Source organism: Chryseobacterium carnipullorum, from assembly GCF_900142785.1.
GTDB lineage: Bacteria > Bacteroidota > Bacteroidia > Flavobacteriales > Weeksellaceae > Chryseobacterium > Chryseobacterium carnipullorum.
Genome location: NZ_FRCD01000026.1, coordinates 23,584 through 47,141, shown reverse-complemented (window position 1 = coordinate 47,141; position 23,558 = coordinate 23,584). Strand labels below are relative to the sequence as shown.

General features: G+C 33.5%; 17 protein-coding genes. 10 read left to right on the top strand and 7 right to left on the bottom strand.

Annotation, left to right across the window (positions count from 1 at the left end; all coding sequences use genetic code 11):
- The first annotated feature begins 604 nt into the window (after nucleotides 1–604).
- The 3 genes from BUC06_RS21835 (at nucleotide 605) to BUC06_RS24455 (ending at nucleotide 2,846) form a co-directional block, all read left to right on the top strand.
- Entirely contained in the window at nucleotides 605–1,207 is a 603-nt protein-coding gene (locus tag BUC06_RS21835) for a Crp/Fnr family transcriptional regulator (protein ID WP_073336517.1), read from the top strand.
- Between the two features lie 268 nt (nucleotides 1,208–1,475).
- The gene (locus BUC06_RS21830; RefSeq protein ID WP_073336516.1) at nucleotides 1,476–2,078 is read left to right on the top strand and encodes a YciE/YciF ferroxidase family protein; all 603 of its coding nucleotides are present in this window, start codon (nucleotides 1,476–1,478) and stop codon (nucleotides 2,076–2,078) included.
- 612 nt (nucleotides 2,079–2,690) lie between these two features.
- Entirely contained in the window at nucleotides 2,691–2,846 is a 156-nt protein-coding gene (locus tag BUC06_RS24455) for a SemiSWEET family transporter (protein WP_083564159.1), read from the top strand.
- Between the two features lie 244 nt (nucleotides 2,847–3,090).
- Here BUC06_RS24455 and BUC06_RS21820 read toward each other — a convergent pair whose 3' ends face one another.
- The 7 genes from BUC06_RS21820 to BUC06_RS21790 all read right to left on the bottom strand — a co-directional run bounded on the left by BUC06_RS21820 (nucleotide 3,091) and on the right by BUC06_RS21790 (nucleotide 11,519).
- The gene (locus BUC06_RS21820; protein ID WP_073336514.1) at nucleotides 3,091–4,200 is read right to left on the bottom strand and encodes a PAS domain-containing sensor histidine kinase; all 1,110 of its coding nucleotides are present in this window, start codon (nucleotides 4,198–4,200) and stop codon (nucleotides 3,091–3,093) included.
- Complete coding sequence (locus BUC06_RS21815) at nucleotides 4,193–4,990, bottom strand: alpha/beta fold hydrolase (protein ID WP_073336512.1); 798 nt, start codon at nucleotides 4,988–4,990, stop codon at nucleotides 4,193–4,195. The genes BUC06_RS21820 and BUC06_RS21815 overlap by 8 nt, the downstream gene beginning before the upstream one ends.
- 112 nt (nucleotides 4,991–5,102) lie before the next feature.
- Nucleotides 5,103–5,465, bottom strand: a complete 363-nt coding sequence (locus BUC06_RS21810; RefSeq protein ID WP_073336510.1) for a response regulator transcription factor — start codon at nucleotides 5,463–5,465, stop codon at nucleotides 5,103–5,105.
- Between the two features lie 285 nt (nucleotides 5,466–5,750).
- Entirely contained in the window at nucleotides 5,751–6,356 is a 606-nt protein-coding gene (locus BUC06_RS21805) for a recombinase family protein (RefSeq protein WP_073336521.1), read from the bottom strand.
- A 559-nt stretch (nucleotides 6,357–6,915) separates the two neighbouring features.
- Nucleotides 6,916–9,378 (bottom strand): TonB-dependent receptor domain-containing protein, encoded by a 2,463-nt coding sequence (locus BUC06_RS21800; RefSeq protein WP_083564158.1) that lies wholly within the window; start codon nucleotides 9,376–9,378, stop codon nucleotides 6,916–6,918.
- 343 nt (nucleotides 9,379–9,721) lie between these two features.
- Nucleotides 9,722–10,456 carry a LytR/AlgR family response regulator transcription factor gene (locus BUC06_RS21795; RefSeq protein ID WP_073336508.1) on the bottom strand — a complete coding sequence of 245 codons (735 nt, stop codon included), beginning with the start codon at nucleotides 10,454–10,456 and terminating at the stop codon, nucleotides 9,722–9,724.
- Nucleotides 10,446–11,519 (bottom strand): sensor histidine kinase, encoded by a 1,074-nt coding sequence (locus BUC06_RS21790; RefSeq protein ID WP_073336506.1) that lies wholly within the window; start codon nucleotides 11,517–11,519, stop codon nucleotides 10,446–10,448. The genes BUC06_RS21795 and BUC06_RS21790 overlap by 11 nt, the downstream gene beginning before the upstream one ends.
- Before the next feature lie 306 nt (nucleotides 11,520–11,825).
- Between BUC06_RS21790 and BUC06_RS21785 the strand changes: the two genes are divergently transcribed.
- From BUC06_RS21785 to BUC06_RS21755, 7 genes are all read left to right on the top strand, one after another.
- Complete coding sequence (locus BUC06_RS21785; protein WP_228423869.1) at nucleotides 11,826–12,398, top strand: carboxypeptidase-like regulatory domain-containing protein; 573 nt, start codon at nucleotides 11,826–11,828, stop codon at nucleotides 12,396–12,398.
- 426 nt (nucleotides 12,399–12,824) lie between these two features.
- Nucleotides 12,825–15,737 carry an SNF2-related protein gene (locus tag BUC06_RS21780; protein WP_073336502.1) on the top strand — a complete coding sequence of 971 codons (2,913 nt, stop codon included), beginning with the start codon at nucleotides 12,825–12,827 and terminating at the stop codon, nucleotides 15,735–15,737.
- Nucleotide 15,738: 1 nt separating this feature from the next.
- On the top strand, nucleotides 15,739–17,409 hold the full coding sequence (locus BUC06_RS21775) for an RNA-binding domain-containing protein (protein WP_073336497.1): 1,671 nt from the start codon (nucleotides 15,739–15,741) through the stop codon (nucleotides 17,407–17,409).
- A 124-nt stretch (nucleotides 17,410–17,533) separates the two neighbouring features.
- The gene (locus tag BUC06_RS21770; RefSeq protein WP_073336495.1) at nucleotides 17,534–19,198 is read left to right on the top strand and encodes a site-specific DNA-methyltransferase; all 1,665 of its coding nucleotides are present in this window, start codon (nucleotides 17,534–17,536) and stop codon (nucleotides 19,196–19,198) included.
- 2 nt (nucleotides 19,199–19,200) lie between these two features.
- On the top strand, nucleotides 19,201–21,891 hold the full coding sequence (locus BUC06_RS21765; protein WP_073336492.1) for a DEAD/DEAH box helicase: 2,691 nt from the start codon (nucleotides 19,201–19,203) through the stop codon (nucleotides 21,889–21,891).
- 246 nt (nucleotides 21,892–22,137) lie between these two features.
- Nucleotides 22,138–22,377 carry a hypothetical protein gene (locus tag BUC06_RS23425; RefSeq protein WP_083564157.1) on the top strand — a complete coding sequence of 80 codons (240 nt, stop codon included), beginning with the start codon at nucleotides 22,138–22,140 and terminating at the stop codon, nucleotides 22,375–22,377.
- Between the two features lie 160 nt (nucleotides 22,378–22,537).
- The gene (locus BUC06_RS21755) at nucleotides 22,538–23,458 is read left to right on the top strand and encodes a lytic transglycosylase domain-containing protein (protein WP_139263421.1); all 921 of its coding nucleotides are present in this window, start codon (nucleotides 22,538–22,540) and stop codon (nucleotides 23,456–23,458) included.
- Nucleotides 23,459–23,558: the final 100 nt, after the last annotated feature.

The following is a 23,558-nucleotide window of genomic DNA, read 5'->3' as shown; positions in this document are numbered from 1 at the left end:
ATTCCCAAAAAAAGGTATAGCAAAAAGAGCTGCTAAATAGATTTGTCTTCTCATAGTTATGTTTGTTTATCTTAAATTTAATAATTTTGATTTCTGGAAAGTCACAGTTTTGTATTTTCCAGCATCAATTTTAATGCTATAAAACTAAGAAATTAATTCATTATTAATTGAAAAATAAAAATAATCGTTTTGTGAGACTTACTCTGTGCTAATTTAACATAATGTCGATTATATACTTGAAATTATTACGGCTCTAGATAAACACAAAACTATTAAAATTGTTAAATACTCAAATAATTAAACTATAATTCAAAACATAAATTTAATCAGTTTTGTAGGATTATGGAATATTTATTGTTATCGATTTCACATATCGTCTCCTATCTAACTTAGAGCAATGGCAACATTACTTATGAAGTTGTCTAGTACATATAATGAAAGAGGACTGTACACATGATCTTTATTACTGGCTTTATTTTTTCTCCAAGATGTTGTCATCAACTTAAATATCCGGCAACATACTACACAGTAGTAGTTAAGTGTTGCAGTAGTGTCTATCAGGAAATTTATAATATCACTTACACCAACTATAAAAAAATATTAAATGTCTATTCAAATAGAACTTCTACACACTATGGGAGCAACAGAAGAAGATTATAATCCTGGCGATTATATTTTCCGTGAAAACTCCATCCCGCAGTTTTATTATCAGATAATAACTGGCGAGGTAAAACTGAGCAATTACAATAGTGATGGAAAAGAATTTATTCAAAATATCCTGACCTGTAAAGACGCTTTGGGTGAATCGATGCTTTTTACAGAAAAGGCATATCCAATAAATGCGATTGCTTTGACTCGTTGTACCACCATTAAAGTTCCTAAGACTACAATACTCAATTACTTGACAAAAAACCCTGAAATTTATCTAAATATTTGTAAATCGCTTGCAGAACGACTTAATCATAAGTTTCTTTTGATGCAGAAAATATCGAGTCCCAATGCAGCAGAAAGATTAAAAGAAGTTATCGAGCTAATGAAAAAAGAACAGCATCATAATAACGTGAAGCCTTTCACATTTGAGGTTCCTGTAACCAGACAGCAACTGGCATCACTTACAGGATTATGTCTTGAAACAACTATCAGAACCATAAAAAAAATGGAACGACAAAATATACTTTGTATTAGAAACCGTAAGATCCTGATTTAATTTATCACTATTGCTTTTTGAGATTATTATAAATTATAACGGTTTTCAGCTTGGCTAAGTAGCAGAAATCAAAGAACAAAACTTCCATTTTGCATAAAATTTGAAACGAAGAATTAAACTTGAAATTAGCACTAAACCCGCCATTTTGCCAAACTGATATTAAGACCTTCATTATTTTTTTCTAGAGGCTATCCAAACAGAAGAATTAATTATTAATCCAAATTGGCTTAGTTTTAGATATGAAAATTGAAACCAAATTAATATTATTATGGCAAAGTCCGCAGAACCTAAAACAACTACACGTACTCCTGTAAAATCAGGGACAGCTACAAAGAAAAGTACAACAGACGGAAAAATTAAAGCGAAAAGTGACGCCGCTGAAAATTTAAGAGAATTTTTAGTAGATGGTCTTAAAGATCTTTATTGGGCAGAAAAGCATTTATCTAAAGCACTGGTCAAGATGGAGAAAAACGCTACCTCTCCAAAATTAAAGGATGCAATCAATAATCACAAATCTGAGACTGATGTACAAATTACCCGTCTTGAAGAAGTTTTTGGAATCTTGGATGAAAAAGCCAAAGCAGAAAAATGTGATGCCATGGAAGGCTTAATCAAAGAAGGAGAAGGCATTATGGAGGAAACTGAGGCTGGTGCTGTTCGTGATGCAGCTATTATTGCAGCTGTACAAAAAGTTGAACATTATGAGATTGCTTCATATGGAACTTTAGTTGCTTACTGCCAACTTTTGGAAGAAGAGGAGGCAATGAAAATTCTTCAACAAACATTGGATGAAGAAAAATCTTGTGATTCGTTATTAACAGGTCTGGCAATTTCTGAAATTAACCTTGATGCTGCTGACGAAGAAAAATAGAAGTTCACAGAAAATAAATAAATACAAAAAAAGCAACCAGATGGTTGTTTTTTTTATTTCTAAACAATCGCTCTAGTTTTTATCAGCAATTAAAATTAAAGCTAAATATTTATCTGACCTAAGTCATAGCCATTAATAAGATATATCAGTTACTAAAACAGAAATTAATTCAGAGTATTATATACTGGGAGAGTTTTGGAAAGATGATGCAGAGAAATGATTTAATCTCCTGTTTTGAAGTGCCTCTGCATTATAATTTCTTAAGAGCCTCAGAAGAAGTAAGATTATGATCTCAAAAACGTTTTTAAGGATAGCTTCTTTGACAGATAACCGATCTTTTAAGTTTCTCCTGTTGATAAATCGTGACATGCAACCATTTCAGGTGTTGGAATCATCAGGTAAAAATTGGTTCAAGCCGATTGCTTATTCAATTATTCTTCTATCTACATAAGGCTATCCATGTGTCCGGACAGTATCTGTCTGGGTCAAAAAATGAATCAAAATGACTGAAAATATTTTAGGAACCATCGCAGGAATATTAACATCAATTTCGATGCTGCCTCAATTGATCAAAGTTCTGAAGGAAATAATGTCGAAGATTTATCTGCTTTAATGCTAATAATCTTGATTATAGGTCTCTCATTTTGGGTTTGGTATGGAATCCTTAAAAAGGAGTGGCCGATTATTATTTCTAATGGCTTTGCCGTTATCGTAGATGTTTGTTTATTAATCAGCTTGTGGAAATACAAGGCTAAATATATTCGATAAAAAAAATGCTCCTATTAAGAAAAAAACATATGAAATCAGTTTCACATATTTATGTTTTAAGTCATATTCAAATGGTCTTTATCGAATGATTAAATTATACTTCGTGTAATAATTATTAATAAAATATTGTTAGCATTATCGTTATGGAAATTCCAGTAAATTCAAGTAGTCCTTCTTCTTCTTTTTAATATTAAACTTAGATAATTATGCGAAGATTACTTTTTTTCAACATATAAAATACATCCTAGATTTTAACAGTAAATGTAAAACAAGTTTTATTCTCATCCGAACTTACAGATAAATCACCATTATGAGCTTTTGCTATTTCAGAAGAAATATATAGTCCCAATCCTAAGCCATTTTCATTCGATTCAGTGCCTTCACGCTGGAAAGGATCAAAAAGATTTTCAATTGCTTCATCAGGTATTTTCCGACCTCTGTTGATAACAGAAATCTCCCAGAACTTATGATTAGTTTCGGCATTAAGTATGATGGGAGTATCAGATGACCCATGGGTTATTGCATTGGCCAAAAGATTAGAAATCAATTGCGAAATACGACCGGGATCACATTTAACCGTATTATTTATAGTAAAATTTGATTCAATAACCCGTTCAGGCCAGGAAACTTTTAATTCATTGCTTACCTCAATGAGCAGCTGTTGTAAATCAACAGTAACCGGAGTTATAGAAATACCACCGCCAAGCCTGCCACGAGTTAAATCCATAATATTGTTAATCATTTCATACATTCTTTTCGAACTGGAATGCACTATATTCATCAACTTTTTATCTCTTTCACTCAATTCAGATCTTGTCAGCAATTGAGCTGCGCTCATTATCCCTCCAAGAGGATTTCGAAGGTCGTGACCAAGTACTGCAATGAACTGCTCACGAAGAACGGCCTGCTTCTGTTCAATATTTAGTCTTTTTTCGGCTAATTTCTTAGAAATCTGAAGGTTTTCCTCGTACAACCGTCTATGAGTTGCCTGAAATATAGTAAACCGTAAAAAAAGGGGCTTGTTGTTTTCGTCTTTTCTTTCATATCCATTAATATAAACAGGAACCTTACCATTTCCTGTATCAGTCAGTTCAATTGAAACTTCGTCAAAGTGACCTTGAATGCGAAGTAATGGCCAAAGATGCGTTTCAAAATATATTTTCCCACCTACCGAAAGTAAGTCAGAAATACGTTTCCCTCTAAGCTGATTCGGGCTGCTGTTGAGCCAGTTGGCTGCACACTTATTGACTCTAGTAATATTTCCGTTTCCATCAGATATTACAAATCCACATAATGAAGATTCGAAAAAGTCATCAAAATCTTCTGATAGGTTATTCAATGGGTCATTAGTCATTTAAAAAAACTCTTATCATTTCAATGGTTTCTTCGGGTGCACTTAGATTAGGACAATGTCCTGTTGCGTTCATTATAACCAATTGACTTCCTTTCATTTGTGTTTGCATAAAATGCCCTACTTCAACCGGAGCAATAATATCATTCCTACATTGGAGAATAAGAACAGGAAGGTCAGAATCTGTTAAAATATCACGCTTATCTGTTAAAAAAGTGGTACGTGCAAAATGTTTTGCGATATCAGGATCAGTTTTACAAAAACTGTTAGTTAATTCTTTTTCAAGTTCTTGTCGGTCAGAATTGCCCATAATTACAGGAGCCATTGTTGCCGACCATCCTAAATGATTATCATTTAAGGAATCAAGTAATTCATCAATTTCAGGTCTGCTAAAACCTCCAACATAATTTTCATCATTAATATAAGATGGTGATGGTGCCACCAATACTAATTTTGCGAATAGATCAGGAGCCATTTTTGCTGCAATAATTCCCATTATCGCACTAACTGAATGCCCAACAAAAACTGCATTTGATATGTTTAATTCTCTGGCAATTTCTACAATATCTTCAGCATAACCTTCAAGTTGGCTATATTTTTTAAAAGAATATGAGTTAAGATCTGAATTGCCGGCACCTACATGATCGAAAAGTACAGTAGTATACTTTTCTTCAAATGCAGGTGAAACGTAACACCACATATTTTGGTCACAACCAAAGCCGTGAGCAAAGAAAATAACGTCTTTACCACTTCCATTAATTGTAACATTATTCCTTTTAAGGATACCACTCATTGAAAGATTATTTTTACAAATTTAAGAATTAATTTGATCAAAAATCATTGAATATGGGAAGGATAAAGTGATTAAGAAAATTTTATTTTTTTTAAGGAAATTAAATCGAAACTTAGTTCTTCATTATACTTTCTCTAATCTTCAAAAGTAAATGATCAATATCGAAAGGTTTGGAAATAAAATCGTCAGGTTGACAAATTTCTTTGAAATTTTGTAAGTGAGCATGAGCACTCATTATAATTACCGGAACGCCGTCATTGTATTTATCATTTTTGATTTGCTTGCAGAGATCAATTCCTGAACCGTCAGGAAGCATTACATCAAATAAATAGAGATCAGGATTTATTAATAAATTTCTTTGTTTAAAAGTTCGGGCAGTCGAAAAAGACTGAACTTCGTAATTTTCCGAAGATAGAACTATCTCAAGTATTTCTCGAATGGCCTGATCGTCTTCGACCAAAAAAATCTTTCTCATATCGTTAGTTAGCAACAATTAAACCAAAAAAAAGTTATTTTGTAATGATTATGCGGGTGTATACTTTAGACTGAGCGAACCTTCTTTTTTGAGATTGATAGGTCGTTCGATTGATTTTATACTCACAACTTTATCACCAGTAAACACTATATTTTTTTTGAGGCAACATCTTTTTTTGATTTTTATTTTCTAAAAAATTTATAACACACCATACATTCAGCATATATCATTATTAGTTTCATACAGTTTTGTTTCGGTCAAATCTATCTTAGGATTAGCGAACTTTTACTTTTTAATACCCATTTTTTTAATTTCTTCATCACTATAATTGTCCAGAATTTTAGCATACCGATAAAAGGTAGCCCTAGTCAATCCAAAAGGCTTATAAATATCTTCGGGACGTTTCGTGACATCTTTGTATATATTGCGCAGAAGTAAAAGTTTAGAAATTGTTTCCGCAGTATAACCTTTTGGCCTTCCTCCTGTTCTTCCTCTTGCTCTTGCAGATTGCAATCCTGCATTGGTTCTTTCTCTTATCAACTCCCTTTCGTACTCAGCAAGAGAAGCCATTAAATTTAAAAATAGCCTGCCATTAATAGTCGAAGTATCTACACCATCTACAAGACCTTTTATGATAATTCCTTTATCACTCAAACTTAAGACAAGATCAATAATATTTTTCAAACTTCTCCCTAACCGGTCTAATCTCCAAACATACAATTCATCATCTTCCCGGAATTGTTCAATCATCTTGTCAAGCTCAGGGCGATTCTTTGTTGCACCCGAAATTTTCTCCTGATAAATTTTCTGACAACCGGCTTTTTCTAAAGCTTCAATTTGCAAATCTAAATTTTGATCTTTGGTTGAAACTCGGGCATATCCTATTTTCATAATTTTGTACATAAAACTCATACTTCGTAAATTTATGAAACTTTGTTTAATGATACGAGATTTTGAGAAAGTTAACTGAAAAAAATATGATTTTAAAATACCAAATTGTAAAATCTCAAAATACCACCGATTTATTGAAATAATGTTCCATTCAGTTTCTGTTTAAATTTGATGAGACATTCACAATCATTTTGATACAAAAGAGTATTTAATTTAACAATGCTAAAGCGTTTATTCCGAAGCCTATCCAAATAGCAACTTTATTCCGATGATTTTTTCATTATTCTTTAGCCTGTTTAGGTTCGTTTCGTAAATTTGTTTAAATTTTAATATGTTTATATTGCCTTTTCAGATCTTACAACAAATCACATTGAAAAGTGGTATTCCGACTGAATTAATTGAATTTAACCTAGGAAGAAAAAATTACTTTCCTTCCTAAGTGTGGTAATCAGATGAGAAGTATGAGGGAACCTCTATTTTTTAATTACTTCTATACAACAGGCATTAATTGAGTTTTCAGTCCGCAGTTTTCTGTTAATTCATAGAACAAGAAAATCATTTATTTTCCGTTATTCATTTGAGTACCCTGATTGGATTCTTCCTGTTTCTGATCATCATTTTTAATACCTCTTTCTTTGCGGGTTTTATTTTTAGAATCCATCTTGCCAAAATTGTAACTAAAGGTTAGCCCAAAGGAGCGGAACGGGAGCTTCATATTGTTTTTTTGTGTATAGCTTGGTGTTAACACTTCTGATTTAAAATGCTTGTTTTCAGTAAAAGGATCTGTAATATTCAACCCTATACTGGCTTTTTTATCCATAATTTCTTTTTTCAGGCCAATGGTCCACATACTGAACGAAGGCGAGGCTCCTTGAAAAGTACGTCTTGCGGAGTTCATCATTAGAAACGTTTCGGCAGTAAATCCATCTCCTATTTTATAACTACCATTTATAAACGCTCGGTACATAAAATGTATTTTATCGGTTTCGGTGCTGATTCCGGTATTAAACGGATTGCCTTTTGCTTCATAAGTAAACAAGCTGATGTTGCTTCTCAAAGTCAAGTTTTTTATAGGTGAGAAAGAAACAAACAAATTGGTTCCGAATGATTCACTCGTCCCGATATTGTCAAATGTGGTTAACGAAATATTTTGTCCGGGAGTTGTTGTATTGTCTATTTCATTTACGCTTTCAATAACATCATTTGTTTTGCGGTAAAAAACAGCTACGTTGATCATCGAACGTTTTATAAAAGTAGAATAACCTAACTCAATATTATGTGAGAGTTCGGGTTTTAACTCTGGATTTCCCTGCTGCTGAACAATAGGATCGGCTGTATTTCTAAAAGGGTTCAAAAAAGACAAACTTGGTCTTTGAATGCGTTGGTTGTAACTTAATTTTAAACTTGATGATTTGCCTAATTTTCTCGACACAACAGCACTTGGTAATACATTAGTATAATTATTGCTAAAGGCATTGATGTCACCTACCGATTCTCCATCTAACTTGGTATGTTCTATCCGCATTCCAGCTTTTACTTGGTAATGTTTGGCAAAATCAAAACCATAGGTCATATATCCTGCTACCACATCCTGGTTATAATCAAACTCATAAGAGCGATTATCAACCAGTTGGTATTCTCCATTGAAATCCTCTTTTAATAAAGACTTGCTAGTAATATCCCTCAAAATGCTTTTTGCACCTAACTCGAGGGTCGTATTGCCAATTGGCTGTACATAATCTATCTGAAAAGTTAACTCGTCATTTTTACTCCTATTTTCTCCCATTTCATTCAGGCGTGTACCTTGTTCAAAAAGAGTCAGATAATCTGTATTGTTATTATTTCTCGAATATTGACCTGAAAGCGTTAATTCTTGTTTAGGTTTTGCAAATTTTCGAGTATAATCTGCCGACCAATCAAAACCATTAAACGCAGTTTCTTGATCGCGGTTTGATAGTAAAGTAGCAACTGTATTGTTTGGTGAGAAATATTGTGAAGTAGTATTTCCATCCATATTCATTTCAAATGTATTAGCAGAAATAGTTGTTGTAAATAGGTCTTTGTCCGTTAGGTCATAATCTATTCCCAAAGATCCACGTAGTCCGGTACGAGTGGTTCTGTTTTCTCCCACTTGTTTCAAAGTCGGTTCTCTAGAAGCTGTGTACTGTTCAAACTCATTGGTAATAATTTGAGGCCACATTAAATTTCCTCCTAAATTAGCAACTATGCCAATTTTTCCTTTTCTCACGTTCAAGCTTGCATTCCCATTATTATGTCTCGTTCCGATTCCTCCCGAAACAGAGCCATTTATACCAGGAATGTCTTTCTTTTTAGTGATGATATTGATAATGCCGGAGGTGCCTTCAGCGTCATATTTTGCAGAGGGGCTTGTAATGACCTCTACACTTTTTATCTGATCTGCTGGAATCATTTTCAGTGCATCACCCATATTATTAGCCATCATTCCAGAGGGCTTTCCGTTGATCAAGATTCTGATATTTTGATCTCCACGCATCGAAACATTACCGTCTATATCCACTGAAAGCATCGGGACTTTACGCAAAACATCTGTCGCATTGCCACCTGCAGAAGTTACATCACGCTCGGCATTGAAAACTAATCGGTCAATTTTGTTTTCGATTATAGGTCGCTCGCCAGTAATTACAATCTCATCAAGCACGTTTGCGTTGATGCTCATCATTATCGTTCCCAAATTGTTGTCACCAGGCTTTAATGTGTAGTTTGAAAATACTTTTGGAATGTACCCTATAAAACCAATTGTAATATTGTATGTCCCCGGTTCTAAGTTTTCCAAAGAAAACTTTCCTTTCTCATCAGCAATAGTGCCGGTTAAATTTTTAGCATCAGTAATCGGATGTACGGAAATGGTGGAATAATAAATTCCTTCTTTACTTATTGAATCTACTACGGTTCCTTTTATTATAGCTTTAGGGTTTTGAGCCCATACACTATGAGTAAGAGTTGTAAATAAAATTAGTGTAATAAATTGTTTTAATTTCATATTGATCTATATTTAGTTTTGCAAACTAAGCCTTAAGGGCATATTGTTTTTTTATGCCACAAACTTCCGAAAGCCTGTGTTCGCTCACAAAAATTATAGACGAAGGAGCTACTTTTGATCGTGAACTTGTATTTTACGACCTTATATAATTTGAGTGGATGAAAAAAAGAGAGGTATCATCCAAAAAAAGGAGGATTTGTAAGAAGATAAAACATTAAGTAGTACGTTTTTTTTCTAACAATTCTGAGTGAAAAAGAAATTATTGAGGTAAGTATGAAACCGACAAATACCTGGCAGTAAATTGATTAATTTCTTTGATTTTTATCTTTAATATAGACTTTGGTTACTTAATCCATAGATCCACAAATTGGTCATATTTATCTTTATAGGTAGCACCTACGGGGATTATTTTATCCCCGATTTTAACGCTGTTTTTTAAAAGTGCATCCACACGGGCAAAAGAAATAATATAGGAACGATGAATTCGGAGAAATCCACTTTTGGTGAGTTTCTCTTCCAACTTTTTTAAGCTCATCAACGAAAGCATAGGTTTAGCACCATTGACCAGATGAATTCTGATATAATCCTTGAGTCCCTCAATATATAAAATACTATTGATTTCCAATCGAATAACCTGTGAATCAACCTTTATAAATATAAATTGTTGGTTATCATATGATACAATATCAGCAGACTCGTTTCCTTGTTCGATTCGTTTTCTCACTTTTGAAATTGAAGTTATAAAATCTTCATAATCAAACGGTTTAAGTACGTAGTCAATAGCATCCACGCGATATCCTTCTAATGCAAATTCACTATAAGCTGTCGTAAAGATGATAAACGGTTTTTGATTACTGACATCTGCTGCCAAAACCCTGGCAAGTTCCATACCGGTAAGATCTGCCATTTGAATGTCGAGCAGTAGCAATTGAACAGGATTGGATTGAATATAATTAAGAGCATCGATCGCATTGTCAAATTCAGCAACAAGTTCCAGAAAAGGTGTTTGTCTGACAAAGGAGCTAATCATATTCAATGCTAAGGGCTCGTCATCTACGGTTATACATCTAATTTTCATTTAAATCAATTTTAAGTTGCACCTCAAAGCCATCAACCTTATTTATTGCCAAGGAATACCTGCCAGGATAAATTAGTTCCAGCCGTCTTTCCGTATTCTGTATTCCGATACCATGGTTTTGATCATCATCCAACTTGTTGTCCACGATTTTTTCAAAAACTTTATTCTTTGTATAGAACACCAATGATTGATCTTTTTCTGTAATCCTAATGGTAATCGGACTATGTGTCTGTGTGCTGATGCCATATTTGAATGCGTTTTCTATAAAAGGCAAAAACAGCATCGAAGCAATTTTTTGATCAGGAGAGACGATATCCACCGAAAAATCAATTGAAACCTTCTGGGCAGATCGCATTTTCATCAATTCCAAATAATTGGAAATAAACTCTATTTCTGATGCAATAGTAGAAGATTGATTGGATGTGTTATATAAAACGTGCCGCATTATTTTCCCTAATTTTTTAAGAGCATTTCTAGATTGGTCAACATCTGTATAAGTCAAAGCATTTACCGTATTGAGACTGTTAAAGAAGAAATGAGGGTTAATTTGTGATTTTAAGAACGAAAGTTCCATTTCTACCTTGTCTTTTTCTACTTGTAGGCGTTTATTCTTTTCATCTTGCCATTTTTTAATCAATATGCCAATAATATTGACACCAAGCACCAATATTTCAATCAAGAAAATATAGAAATATACGGAAAGCTTGCCATGTCCTTCTTTTTGTGGGGCATTATGCAAGCCAGCCGTTCTTCTGATTTCCTCTGAAACATTGAGTAGCTCATCCAGCTTACTGACAACTATGATAACCAATACACACGAAAGAAGTAAAGTGAGATAGTATTGAAAATATTTTCTTTGGAAAAGTAATTTAGGAGCTAACCATTTTGTATTGAAGTAAGTAAGACCAAGCATCAAAATGAAAAATAGAAATTGATTGACCCAATAAACAAAAGGTAATGCTATTCCATAAGAATGCGGAATCATAAGAAACAGTAATACCGCCAAGAGGGTTATGCCCACTAAGGTTGTAACTGTATTTTGATTTTTTGTTATGATTTTCATAGGATGCTAAATTCCATTTTCTACTAATATTTTGCAAAATTTATCGACAAACCCATTGATTTTATGAGTGAGTATATTGTTTTGTGAGGTGAACAAGTTCCAGATACTCACGATTCAAAAAAGCACCTTCATGCTAAAAACTGAAAGGTTGGTCTATTAAAATTCATTCAAAGATATAAAAACTCTTCCTTTGCTTTTTAAACAAGACGTAATGAAAGAAAATATCAAAGTACTAATCTATTTAAGTGTGTTTTTTTATTATCAACACCTGCTACTGCTCAAAAAACAGGGAATGTTATCGGTACAGTGGAAGATATGGACACCCACGAACGACTTATGGGGGTTAGCATTAAAGTGGACGGAACTTCGTTTGCTACGCTTACTGACAGTACGGGGACTTTTATGCTTAACCTTCCTGTTGGCGTCTATTCAATTAATGCTTCCTCAATGGGGTATCAAAAGTTTACACAATATAATATCGAAGTAAGCTCAGGCAATGACAGGATTATGCACTTTGAATTGCAACCTGAAACTGCACAACTTGAAGGCGTTACAATCACAGTAAATAGAAGCGCATCTGCAAGTGGAACCGATATGATTACTCCTATTTCTGTTCAAAAATTGACTTCGCAGGAAATCAAATCAAATCCAGGAGGCAATTTTGATGTTTCAAAAGTGGTACAAACGTTGCCCGGAGTTGGTCTAAGCAATGGTGTAGGCGAGCGGAATGATATCATCATAAGAGGAGGCGCTCCAAATGAGAATGTGTATTATTTGGATGGAATAGAAATTCCTGTCCTGAACCATTTCCAAACTCAGGGTAGCTCGGGAGGTGCTCAGGGTATTTTGAACGTTCATTTATCGAAAGTCTTAAATTAACCACATCCGCATTCGATTCCAGATAAATGCACAAGAGATTATTTAAGTCTTTTTCCCACTCAAAAAAAGGCAGGAAAGCACCAAGCTTTTGAAAAAATAATTCTTCATTAATCTTCAATGTCGTGGCTGCAGGATCTTCTGCATCTACAACAAATAAAGACTTAATGAAAGCAGATCGTATTTTGAATTTATTCAGGTTTAGAACATTCACTTTTTATATTTTGATAACAAAGTTCTTAGTTTAGTCAGACAAAATATGACCGTTTTACGAAACTATCTTATTTATAGCTTTTCTCATTTAGATGCTTTTCCAGTCAAAAGAAAATATAAGAAAAAGACTAAAATATATGGCAATATGCGGTTTACCGTTTTTTTCCTCTGTTTGCTTTTATTATATTTATCGATTACTAATGTTTAGACTAACTAATGAGCTTCACAGATTTCCATGCAAAGTATATTGCGTACGATTTAACTAGAAAACAGCCTTCGAATAGTTTAGGAAAATTTACTGCTTCACTACAAGATGCTCAAGTAGATTTAAATCCACATCAGGTGGATGCTGCACTATTTGCTTTCAAATCTCCGCTTTCAAAAGGAGCTATCCTAGCTGACGAAGTTGGGCTTGGTAAAACGATAGAGGCTGGTATAATATTGTCGCAACAGTGGGCTGAACACAGTAGAAATTTGTTGATTATTGCACCTTCAAATCTTCGAAAGCAGTGGAATCAAGAACTTATTGACAAATTTTTTCTTCCATCAGTAATATTAGAAAGTAAATCTTTTAACAATGAGATTAAGAATGGAAATTTAAATCCTTTTATTCAGAAAGACCAAATTATTATTTGCTCCTACCAGTTTGCAAAAACAAAAGCAGCTTATATCAACCAAACTAAATGGGATTTGGTAATCATTGATGAAGCTCATCGATTAAGAAATGTTTACAAACCAAGTAATAAAACCTCTAATGCTATCAAGGATGCTTTATATCCTTATAAAAAAGTTTTACTGACAGCAACTCCGCTTCAAAATTCAATATTGGAATTATACGGTTTGGTATCTATTATTGATGACTATATATTTGGCGATTTAAAAAGTTTTAAAGCGCAATATTCAAGAATTGTAGATGAAAATGATTATTTGTCCTTACGAAATCGTATAGCACCTATATGTCACAGAACTTTGCGTAGACAAGTTTTAGAATATATAAACTATACCGACCGTGTTCCTATCTGTGAAGAATTTATACCTTCTGATGAAGAGCATCAATTGTATGAAGATGTTTCTTCTTATTTACAGCGTCCAAAATTATACGCTTTACCCAATAGTCAAAGACAATTGATGACTTTGATTTTACGGAAATTATTGGCATCTTCTTCATTTGCTATATATGGAACCTTAGATTCTTTGGTGAAAAAACTAGAAGCTATTTTAAATAAAGAACAGAGAAAAGATCTTTTTTCAGAAATTGATGAAGATTTCGAAATTGCCGATGAAATCGCTGAAGAGTGGATTGATAATGACGAAGATAATGAACATGAAGATGAGAGCAACCAAATATTGTATTCTCCTGAAGATTTATCAAATATAGAGGAAGAAATTGAAGATCTAAAAAGCTATAGGTCATTAGCACATAAAATCAAAAAGAACTCTAAAGCCGAACAGTTGTTTGTTGCTTTAGAAAAAGGGTTCAAAGAATTAGAGAGGTTAGGTGCTAACAAAAAAGCTTTGATTTTTACAGAAAGCCGACGTACACAAGACTTTTTATATCAAGTTTTGGAAGCTAGAGGATATCGAGATGAAGTGGTATTATTCAACGGTGTGAACAATGATGCGAAGTCAAAAGAAATATATAAAAAATGGCTAGAAGTAAATAAGGATTCTGATAAGATTACTGGTTCTCCAACAGCAGATAAGCGAGCCGCACTCGTAGAGGATTTTAAAAACAAATCAACAATTATGATTGCTACTGAAGCTGCTGCTGAAGGTATTAATCTTCAATTTTGTTCGCTTGTGGTCAATTTCGATTTACCTTGGAATCCGCAAAGAATTGAACAGAGAATCGGACGTTGTCATCGTTATGGTCAAAAACATGATGTGGTTGTTATTAACTTCCTCAATCGAAAAAATCAAGCAGATGTACGTGTGTATGAATTACTTGACCAAAAATTCCAATTATTTGATGGTGTTTTTGGAGCAAGCGATGAAGTTTTAGGCTCCATTGGAAATGGTGTTGATTTTGAAAAGCGAATCGCCACCATTTATCAAAATTGCAGGACCAATGAAGAAATAAAGCAAGCATTTGATGATTTACAAGATGACTTAAGACTTCAAATTTCAGAGAGAATCCAAGAAGCAAAAACTACTTTGCTGGAAAACTTTGACGAAGAAGTTCGGGAGAAACTGAAACAGGATTTATACGAGACTACTCAGAATTTATCCATTTTCGAAGAAAAATTATGGAAATTAACCCAATATTTTCTTCAGGGAAAGGCAGTATTTGATGAAAACTATACTTTCAGACTCCTCGAAAACCCATTCCCAAAAGAGCATATTCACTCGGGTCCTTATATGGTGTTAAAATCCGATGACAGGGGTAGAAAATTGGATAAGACCATTCCGGATGACACCAATATTTACCGGATTGGCCATACTTTGGCTCAAAAAATTATTTCCGAATGTAAGAATAGAGAAACAAAACCCTCAGTAGTATACTTTGACTATAATAATACGGCTACCAAAATTTCATATTTAGAACAATTCATTGGAAAATCTGGTTGGATGTCATTGCAATACCTTAACGTTGATTCTTTTGAAAATGAAGAATATTTGGTGTTCTCTTGTTTCACAGACGATGGTGTAGCAATCAGTTCAGATATGGCAAAAAGGTTTTTTTCTATTGATGCTCAGGTTATTAATGATACGTTTGTACACGAAGAGATCGCTGTAAAATTAAACGAAATAGCGTTTGCTAACAAACAAGAAGTCATCAATGAAAATGCTGCTAGAAATTTTCAGTTTTTTGATACCGAAATGGACAAGCTGGATCAATGGGCTGATGATATGAAAATCAGTCTGGAGAAAGAAATCAAAGACTTGGATGCTGAAATAAAATTGAAAAAAGGAGAATCGAAGCGAACAATGCAGTTAGAAGCTAAAATCAGATTACAGCGCGATGTGAAAGATTTAGAAAAAAAGAGAAGTAACAAAAGACAAAGACTTTTTGCCGCTCAGGATGAAATTGATTCAAGAAAAGAAAATTTACTTTCAGATATTGAGGAAAGACTAAATCAAAAGATCACGGAAAAAGAATTATTTACTATAAATTGGAAAATTATTTAGGATGTCAAATGATGATTTAATTTTGTTGCTCGACGACTTGCTGCAGCAAGGTAAGGAGTTGGAGTGGCTCGAATTCAAGAAAGGAGATGCAACCGATAATCAAAGATTAGGAAGGTACATTTCTGGTCTTTCCAATGCTGCTAATTTTTGTAATGTACAGTTTTCATATCTCGTTTTCGGGGTGGAGGACGATACATTAAATATACTAGGTACAAATTTCAAATACAATTCAAGAAAAGAAAAAGGCGGCGAATTGGACTTTTACATTCGCAGAAGCTTAAATCCATCCATCAATTTCGAACATTTCATCTGTGATTACTACGGTAAAACATTGGAGATTTTCAAAATTCCCGCAGCACTTAATGTACCTGTTTCATTTGAAAATGAAGCATGGATTAGAATCTCATCAAGTTTGGTAGAGCTAAAAAAATATCCTGATCATTTACGCTATATTTTAAATTCTCATAAAGACTGGTCATCAGAAATTGTAAAGGATGCAACTATTGATGACTTAGATGAATTTGCCCTTCAAAAAGCTCGCTCCATTTATAAAGAAAAAAATAAAAACAAACCATTTTATGCAGATATAGACAATTGGTCGGATGCTGTATTTCTGGATAAGCTTAAAGTAACCATCCATGGTAAAGTAACCAATACTGCTTTAATTTTATTGGGAAAAACTGAAGCAGCTCATTTATTATCTCCTAAGGTGGCGCAGATTACTTGGAAACTGGACACGGAAGAAAAAGCTTATGAGCATTTTTCTATGCCTTTATTTTTGTCAGTAAATGAAGTTTTAGCCAAAATAAGGAATGTAAATTATAAATTCTTTCCTACCAATCAACTCATTTCTGTTGAAGTACCTAAATATGATAACGAAAGTATTTTGGAGGCGCTCAACAACTGTATCGCCCACCAGGATTATAGTTTAAACTCCAGAATTATTGTCACAGAAAAAATCAACAAGCTTATTTTTGAAAATGCTGGAAGATTTTTTGAAGGCAATGCAGAAGATTATTTTTTAGGGGAGAAAACACCAAAGCATTATCGTAATAAGTGGCTCGTGGAAGCAATGGTCAATCTGAATATGATCGATTCTATGGGTTATGGTATCTATAGAATGCTGAAAAGCCAAAAAGAAAGATACTTCCCATTACCAGATTATATTAATTCTACAAATTCAGAAGTTATATTGGAGATTTATGGAAATTCAATTGATGAAAATTATTCTAAACTACTTATAGAAAAGAAAAATGACTTAACGACAACAGAAATCATTCTTCTGGATAAGGTACAAAAGAAACAACCCATTTCTCAAGATGCTGCAAGGCTTTTGAAACGAAATAATTTGGTTGAGGGGAGATTTCCCAATATGTACATCGCTTCTCATATTGCCGAAGCAACCAATTCTAAAGCAGATTATATTAAGAACAGAGGCTTTGATGATGCGTATTATAAAAAATTGATACTTGATTTTATAAAAGAATACGGTAAAGCAACTAAAGAAGATATAGATAAACTGATTTTAGATAAACTTTCTCAGGTTTTAGATGAATCCCAAAAGAAAAATAAATTGAGAAATTTAATTTACGCAATGCACAATAAGGACAAATCTATTGCTAATAAGGGTTCCACTAGAAAGCCAATCTGGATATTGTTTTTATCTAAATAATATATACGTGCAATTTTAGATAAACTTTATTCATTTTAGACAAACTTTAGACAAACTTAGGAAAGAATGACTTAATCCTTAGCAGTAAAATAATTATTAGAAAAAGCAAAATACCATAACAAACATGGCTCAAAATAAAAACTTACAAAAATTAGAATTAACCTGGATTGGCAAAGGCGAAGAACCCAAGCTGGAACCACGTATTCTCATAGAAAATCCTGAGTATTCTTACGGCGACTCCAACACGGAAAATATGCTTATATATGGCGACAATCTTTTAGCTTTAAAAGCTTTGGAGCAAGATTATGCAGGCAAAGTAAAGTGTATTTATATTGATCCTCCTTATAATACAGGTAATGCCTTTGAACATTATGATGATGGAATAGAACATTCTTTGTGGTTAAGTTTGATGAGCTCCAGACTAAAAATGTTATATAAGTTGTTGTCTAAAGATGGTACAATTTGGATTACTTTAGATGATAACGAAGTTCACTACTGCAAAGTTTTGTGTGATGAAATATTTGGAAGGCAAAATTTTGTTCAAGGAATAATTTGGAAATCTAGTGATAATTCTAATAATGATGCAAAACAGTTTTCGATAGATCATAACACAATTTTAGTATATAGTAAAAGTCCTAACTGGCTTTCAAAAAAGCTACTTCCAAAAGAATCTCAATCAAAACATTTTAAAAATCCAGATAATGACCCCAGAGGTCCTTGGTTTGACGGAAATCCTATTTCATCACCTGCATACAGAGAGAATCTTGTATTTGAAATCGAAACACCAATAGGAACAAAAATAAAACCTCCAAAAAATGGCTGGCGATGGAGTAAAGAAACTTTAAAGGAAAAAATGCAATCTGGCGAAATTTATTTTAATAAAGATTTTACGAATATTAAAAGGCGTACTTATTTGTCCGATAGTAGAGGATTGCCTCCCTCTTCTTTATGGGCGGATCTTGAAGAAACAGGTCACAATAGACAAGCGAAATATGAGCAAAAGAAACTTTTCCCGGATATGTCAAAAGCGGAATGGTTTGGCACTCCTAAGCCTGAAAAACTCATCAAGAAAATACTGCAAATTGCTACAGAGGAAGATGATTTGATTTTAGATTCTTTCTTGGGGTCTGGTACTACTGCTGCTGTAGCTCACAAAATGAATAGAAGATGGATTGGGGTTGAACTTGGTGAACATTCTATCACTCACACTTTACCAAGATTAAAAATGGTTGTGGATAATTCAGACAGAATAGGCATAAGTGATGATGTGAATTGGCAAGGAGGTGGCGGTTTTAAGTTTTATAACTTAGCACCAAGCCTTCTGAAAAAAGATAGATTCGATCATTGGATAATGTCTGATGAATACAATCCCGATATGTTAGCAGCAGCAATGGCAAAACAGGAAGGTTTTACTTACAACCCCAGTGAAACACAATTCTGGAAGCAAGGATTTTCCTCGGAGCAAGATTTTATTTTCACCACTACGCAGTTTATGACGGTGCAACAGTTGGAAGCTATTGCCGAAGATATGCAGGAGGGCGAAAGTCTTTTAATTTGCTGCAAAGCCTTTCAAGCAGAGTGCAAAACTAAGTATAGCAATATTACTATCAAAAAAATCCCGCAGCTTCTGTTAGACCGTTGCGAGTTTGGCAAAGACGATTATAGTTTAAATATCGTCAACCTACCACAAGACGAATCACAAAATAACGATGAAGAAGACTGGAGTGATGAAGCTGAAGACACCAATACTCAACCAGAAGACCAAAACAAAAAAACATTATTTGATTAACCATGAATCAAAATATACTCAATCAGATTAAACAGAGACTGTCACTTCGTTTGCCATTGGCAGAAGCTTTAGAAATCACAGCGAATATTGCAGATCAAATTCCCCTCAATAAGAACAAAAAAGATACTACTGTAGAAGAGGATTTACAAAAGATTAACGCAGTTTACCCTTCTTGCACCGATTTCCAGAGAGCCTTTCCATCGGTTACTCACAACATCGCAACCGGTGTAGGAAAAACACGTTTGATGGGAGCAATTATTTCATATTTGTATTTAGCAAAAGGTGTTAAAAATTTCTTTATTCTGGCTCCCAACTTAACGATTTACGAAAAGTTGATCAAAGATTTTGGAGATCCTGCATATTCAAAATATGTATTCAATGGTATTTCAGAATTTGTACATAATCGTCCTGTAATTATTACCGGAGACAACTATGCGCAGCAAGGTGCATTGTACATGGAATCTGAAATCAGAATCAATATTTTCAATATTTCAAAATTCAATTCAGATAACAAAGGTTCAAGATCTGGTGGGGTTGCACTAGCTCCAAAAATGAAACGTCTGTCAGAATATTTGGGAGAATCATACTGGAAATTTTTATCAAATTTAGATGATTTGGTAGTATTAATGGATGAAGCGCACCGTTACCACGCGGATGCTTCCAAAAAAGCAATTGATGAGCTAAATCCTGTTTTAGGTATCGAATTGACTGCTACACCAACCGACGAAAAAGGAAAGTCGTTTAAGAATATTGTGTATGAATATACTTTAGCCAAAGCGTTAGCCGACGGTTTATATGTGAAAAATCCGAACATAGCGAAAAGGAAAAACTATGATCCCAAAGGAAAAAGTGCTGAAGAAGTAGAGCATGTAAAACTGGAAGATGCTATTTCTATTCATCAGCAGACAAAGACAGATTTAGAAATATATGCTTTAAACAATGAGCAGAAATTAGTGAAGCCTTTTGTTTTAGTTGTGTGTAAAGATATTACGCACGCTAAAGCCGTGTTTGATTTAATCAATTCCACATCATTTTACAGTGGGCAATTCATTGGAAAAGTATTGCAAATAGACAGTTCAACCAAAAAGGATGAAGAAATTGAGCAACTATTTGTTTCACTGGAAAGTACTGACAATGAGATTGAAATTGTTATTCACGTCAATATGCTCAAAGAAGGTTGGGATGTTTCGAATTTATATACCATTGTACCATTGCGTGCAGCCAACGCCAGTGTTTTAATCGAACAAACCATTGGTCGTGGTTTACGTTTGCCTTTCGGTGGTAAAAGAACAGGAGAACCCAATATCGATAAATTGACTGTAATTGCACACGACAATTTTGATTCTGTGATAGCGGAAGCACAAAATCCGGACTCTATTTTAAACAAACTTTCTTATGTAGAATTTGATGAAAACGAAGTAAAAGAAAAAACGGTTGCAACAACTTCAGTATCCAAAACGGATAAAGAAATAGAACAAGAACAAACGAAGGTAAATGCGATTGTTGATGTACAGGAAAAACAAACAGCACAAAATCAAGTAGATGCCAAGAAAGCCATTATCTCGGTTCTACCTACATTAAATACTGTGCCCGAAATCAAAAAAGTTGAAGATTTTGATAAACCAGCAGCCAAGGCAGTGGTTATAGAGAAGATTAGAGCAAATTTTAATCAAGGGCAAGGAAATTTATTTGCAGACGAAATCGTTAAAGAAGCCGAAGCAATTTATGAAAAAGTAGTCTCGGGTTATAAATCGCAGATCATCGAAATTCCTCGTATGGATTTGGTGCAGGGAGATGCACACGCTTACTTCGAAGATTTTGATTTAGAATTATCAGGATTCCAATTCAAAGCGTTAGAAGAAGAAATTATCCGCGTAAGTTTAGCCAATCAAAAAGAAGTTGAGACTTTACGTGCGACTTCAAGTGGTAATTATGGCAATCCTACGAATATGATTATCGTAGAACTGCTCAATTTTTCAGATGTCGATTATGATGATAATGCAGAACTTCTAAATAAATTAGCAACGCAAGCATACACTGCAATAGAAGGAAGTAATACGGAAGAAAAAGAAGTTAAGAAAGCAATTTTTCAGTTTAAGAGAACGATTGCCGAACGTATCTATCTCCAAATGAAAAAGCATTTCAAAATAGAATACAGCAATTATGAAAAGCCAAATGTTTTACCTTTCACTAAGATACTTTCTCATAATTTTTCCGTTTTAGCAAGCAATGGTGTTAAAGATTACAGAGATGTTGTAAGTCCAGTTAGTCTAGTTCCTAAATATGCGTACTCAGGTTTTGAAAAAGCCTGTCATTTTGAGTATAAATTCGATTCAAATACAGAAAAAGATCTAGCCTACATTTTAGAAAATGATTCCAAAGTTGTAAAGTGGTTACGCCCTGCAGCAAACCAATTTCACATTTATTGGGACAATAACTCCAAACGTTACGAGCCCGATTTTGTTGTAGAAACCGAGGATGCGATTTATATGATTGAGCCAAAGAGCAAAGACAAAATGCAGGATACCGATGTAAAACAAAAAGCAGATGCTGCAGTTATCTACTGCAAATATGCCTCAGACTACAATCTTGAAAATGATAAAAAGCCTTGGTTCTATTTACTTATTCCTCACGATGAAATCAATAGAACGACGAGCTTGGCAAGCCTAATCAGTAAATTTAAAAACTCTTAACCATGAATAATAATGAACATTTTTGGAATTAAAATTTCTTTTCAAGTTCTTGCAGCATATCAATTTTAAGTACTGATTTTAAAACTAAATTAAACACAATTCAATATAATGTTACACGAAATTAGAAAACAGCTGATCGAGGTTGCAAGAACAAGATGAACCTGTACCTATACTGAATTAAATAATCAATTACAGTTAAATTTAAATTTTGACAACAGTTTAGATAGAAAACTTATTGGTGAGTGGTTGGGAGATATTTCATTACATGAATATGATAACGAAAGACCTTTAATAAGTGCTTTGGTTATCCATAAAGCAAATGATAAGGAGCAAGGTGACGGCTTTTATAAATTATGTGAGGAAATTTATGGTGATAATTGGGAAAGCTTAAAGAAAGACAAAAGTTTTGAAAAAAGAATTATAGATGAATGTCATGAGTTTTGGACTGACGTAAAAAATTATAAAGATTTTATTAATGACTATTAATAATTTCACTGAAATAAATACTACTATTTCTGTTTTAAATGCAGAATTTCACAATATATGGTAGGCAAGGAGACTTGCGTTTCATGGTTATTAGTTTTTAATCCTCGTATATAACGGGGATTTTTAGTTTTAAAAAGTTTAATATTTTAAACTTTTTGTCTTGGAAAAACAGCTTAAATTATTAAATTTGTGTATGATACAATTTAAAATCATACTCTGCTTATTAATGATTCCTATTGCCTCTAAAGCACAAGAAACATTCATAAAATATAATGAAGATTATATAAATAGTTTAGGGCATGATAATGAAATAAACGAGACTTTAGAAGAATCTACATTTAAAGAAAGATTCCAATACTTGAATGTTAATACACCTCTTCCTATCGACTACAATGACGTAACCTACACTTACGTTAGAAAATATTTATCCTATAGATGGTATGGAAAAATAATAGGCCTCTCAGCTTATTATTTTCCTTTGTTTGAAAAAAAATTGGCACAATACGGGATGCCTTTAGAATTGAAATATTTGGCTGTTGTAGAAAGTGCATTAAATCCCAGAGCCGGGTCATGGGCAGGAGCAAAAGGGCTATGGCAGTTTATGCCAGCAACGGGTTCTGAATATGGAATCAGGAAAAACGATTATGTAAATATTTTTTATGATCCTGTTGGAAATACCGATTCTGCAGTACGATATTTGAAAGATTTATATCTTCAATTAGGAGATTGGAATCTTGCTATTTCGGCTTATAACTGTGGCGCAGGTAATGTAAGAAAAGCTATTAAAAAAGCAGGAAGTAAAAATTATTGGAAAGTCAGACCATTTTTACCGAAAGAAACACAAGCTTATGTTCCTTCATTCATTGCTGTTAATTATCTTTTTAATTTCTATAAATACCATAATATCACACCTTCCTATTTCCGATATTCTTTTCATGATATGCAGATTATTAAAGTAAATGAAACTACAACGTTAGAAGCTTTAGGAAAGAATTTTAACTACGAATTATTAAAATTTGCAAATCCTCAATTCACAACCTCGCTTGTGCCGAAAGGTTCAATAGTATATGTGAAAAAATGATTTACCAAATTAATAGTTTAGCTAACAAAAACAACTCCGGAAAGAAAACCAGGGAAATCATTTTGCTAACTTACTGAGTTCAGATCTTGCAGCTGCAGAT